This window comes from Pedobacter sp., from assembly GCF_045628745.1.
Lineage (GTDB): Bacteria > Bacteroidota > Bacteroidia > Sphingobacteriales > Sphingobacteriaceae > Pedobacter.
The window spans coordinates 1-1882 of sequence record NZ_JAZQPU010000165.1; the positions used below are offsets into that span (position 1 = coordinate 1).

At 41.4% G+C, this 1882-nt stretch carries 3 protein-coding genes; 2 read left to right on the forward strand and 1 reads right to left on the reverse strand.

Features of this window, described 5'->3' with window-relative positions; genetic code table 11:
* Both ACR2F7_RS06615 and ACR2F7_RS06620 read left to right on the forward strand, forming a co-directional pair.
* Positions 1–364, forward strand: a 364-nt coding sequence (locus ACR2F7_RS06615; RefSeq protein WP_432712793.1) for a hypothetical protein, incomplete at its 5' end; no start/stop codon positions are given.
* Between the two features lie 82 nt (positions 365–446).
* Positions 447–1016 carry a Maf family protein gene (locus ACR2F7_RS06620; RefSeq protein ID WP_432712794.1) on the forward strand — a complete coding sequence of 190 codons (570 nt, stop codon included), beginning with the start codon at positions 447–449 and terminating at the stop codon, positions 1014–1016.
* Here the strand turns inward: ACR2F7_RS06620 and ACR2F7_RS06625 are convergent.
* Positions 990–1882: exopolyphosphatase (locus tag ACR2F7_RS06625; RefSeq protein WP_432712795.1), on the reverse strand; the 893-nt coding region annotated here is incomplete at its 5' end. The two genes, ACR2F7_RS06620 and ACR2F7_RS06625, sit on opposite strands and share 27 nt — an antisense overlap.

Below are 1882 nucleotides of genomic sequence, written 5' to 3' on the forward strand. Positions count from 1 at the left end.
TGTGATTACCTTGACTAACGCACAAGATGGTGGTCGCAAAATGATGTCCCCAGAAGAAAGAGCAAAAAAACAAACAGAAAGACTTGGCGAAAAACTTAAACTTTCTGAAGCACAGAAAGCCCAGGTTTTAGCTATCTATACAGAGCAAGCTAACCAGATGACTAAAAAGATGGAAGCTAATAGTGCCGATCAAAAAGCTAAACGTGTAGAGATGAAAGCGGCTATGGAAGCTCAGGAAGCAAAAATTGGTGCTGTATTAACTGCAGATCAGAAAAAAGAATATGAAGCCATAAAAGCAGAAAGAAAAGCAGCTATGGCAAAACGTGGCGATCATAGAGGTCAACGCGGTGACAAGAAAATGTAGTTTGAGTTTACATTGTTTGATTTTTTAAAATAATAAGAGCGGCTTCATGCCGCTTTTATTATTTTTGCTTAAATTTTAAAAAATGTATACACAGAGCCTTCCTATTATCCTTGCTTCAAAATCTCCCCGCCGACAAGAATTACTGAAACTAATGGACCTTGATTTTGAGGTGGTGTTAAAAGAGGTAGATGAAAGTTATCCTGAAGGTTTAAGTCCGGCAGAAATTGCTGTTTACATAGCCGAAAAGAAAGCTGCTGCTTTCCGTGATGATTTTGAGGGTTCTATTGTCATCACTGCTGATACCATCGTGGCTTATGAACAGGAGATTTTAGGTAAACCCGAAAATGCGGAACATGCATTAGCGATGTTGACCAAACTTTCTGGGAGCCGCCATGAAGTTTATACAGGCGTGAGCCTTTGTTATGCAGACCAGCTTTTGTCATTTTACGATGTAACAGAGGTTTACTTTAAAGAGCTGAGCCAATCGCAGATCCAATATTATATCGACAACTACAATCCATACGACAAAGCAGGTGCTTATGGCGTGCAGGACTGGATAGGTATGGTGGCCGTAGAAAAAATTGCAGGTTCTTATACCAATGTAATGGGCTTGCCTACCGAAAAACTATATGCTGCCCTTTCTGCTATCTAGAGCAGGAGGTAAGGGAAGGAAGCTGTATAAAATACCCATTTTTAAGTCATAGGTAGAGAGCTGAATGTTTTTTAAGTCCATCGCTTCAAGCACATAATTGGTAAGCAGCGAGGCCATCACAATCATATCTACACGCAATGGAATTAAACCTTTCATTTGGGCTCTTTCCTCATGGTTAGAGTTTATTAAGGTCTCTGCGAGTTGGCGGTAGCCGGCATAATCAATAGGAGTGGTGGCCAGGTTTTTTAAATCAAGACCGGGGTTAAGCATTTCTGCGAAGGTTTCAAAAGCCCCTGCAGAACCTACTAAAACAGTAGGCTGGTATTGTTTACAGGCAAGCTTCAAATCTGCCAGTAGATTAGTTAAATGTTGGTTAATAGCAGACTGATCTTCTTTTGAAATGGGGTCTGAATTAAAATAAGCCTGCATTAACCTGGCAGCGCCAACGTTATAGCTTTTTTTCCAAAGTACTTCATCAGGTTTGCAGATAATAAATTCGGTGCTGCCACCGCCAATATCCATTACCAGCGAGGTATTTTTCAATACACCCGTTGCCTGTACACCTTTGAAGATATAAGCAGCTTCCTGCTCGCCAGAAATAACTTCTATGTCAATGCCTGTGCTTTCTTTGACGGCTTTAACAAAGTCGGCACCATTAATAGCACTGCGCACGGCCGAGGTTGCCGTTGCTTTCAGCATTTCAACACCTTGTTTTTTCAGTTCTTCGCTAAACTGCTTTAAAGTATGCAGCCCTCTTTCGAAGGCTGCAGGGATAATGATATTTTCATTCAGCCGCCCTTCGCCCAATTTTACCGGGACATTAGTTTTGTAGCTCACCTCCACTTTTCCGGCAGAAAGGTCTGCAA

What these genes read in the sequence shown, in the direction of transcription:
- ACR2F7_RS06620 (WP_432712794.1), top strand. Translation starts at nt 447, where the DNA reads ATGTATACACAGAGCCTTCCTATTATCCTTGCTTCAAAATCTCCCCGC.